This window comes from Arthrobacter sp. BB-1, from assembly GCF_006151685.1.
Lineage (GTDB): Bacteria > Actinomycetota > Actinomycetes > Actinomycetales > Micrococcaceae > Arthrobacter.
Window position 1 is genome coordinate 1 of record NZ_VDEV01000021.1, and the last position, 833, is coordinate 833.

General features: G+C 67.3%; 1 protein-coding gene. It reads left to right on the forward strand.

Going from position 1 to position 833, the window contains the following annotated elements; translation table 11 throughout:
• A partial coding sequence (gene xylA, locus FHJ30_RS11795) for a xylose isomerase (protein WP_139029498.1) occupies nt 1-833 on the forward strand: 833 nt, incomplete at both ends.

Sequence of the window (833 nt, forward strand, 5' to 3'; positions counted from 1 at the left end):
TTCAAGGCAGCCCTGGCCGAGACCGGCCTGAAGGTGCCCATGGTGACCACCAACCTCTTCAGCCACCCGGTCTTCAAGGACGGCGGCTTCACCTCCAACGACCGCTCGATCCGCCGCTTCGCCCTGGCCAAGGTGCTGCGCAACATCGATTCGGCCGCCGAGTTCGGCGCCGAAACCTTTGTGATGTGGGGCGGGCGTGAAGGCAGCGAATACGACGGCTCGAAGGACCTCGCCGCCGCGCTGGACCGGATGAAGGAAGGCGTGGACACCGCCGCGGCCTACATCAAGGACAAGGGCTACAACCTGCGCATCGCCCTGGAGCCCAAGCCCAACGAACCCCGCGGCGACATCTTCCTCCCCACCGTCGGGCACGGCCTGGCGTTCATCGCCCAGCTCGAGCACGGCGACATCGTGGGCCTGAACCCCGAAACCGGGCACGAGCAGATGGCCGGGCTGAACTTCACCCACGGCATCGCCCAGGCGCTCTGGGCCGGCAAGCTCTTCCACATCGACCTCAACGGCCAGCGCGGCATCAAGTACGACCAGGACCTCGTCTTCGGCCACGGCGACCTCACCAGCGCCTTCTTCACCGTGGACCTGCTCGAAAACGGCTTCCCCGGCGGCGGCCCCCGGTACGAGGGTCCCCGGCACTTCGACTACAAGCCCTCCCGCACCGACGGCTACGACGGCGTCTGGGAATCAGCCAAGGCCAACATGGCCACCTACCTGCTCCTCAAGGAACGCGCCCTCGCCTTCCGCGCAGACCCCGAAGTCCAGGAAGCCCTGGCCACCTCCGGCGTCTTCGAACTCGGCGAAAGCACCCTCGCCGCCGG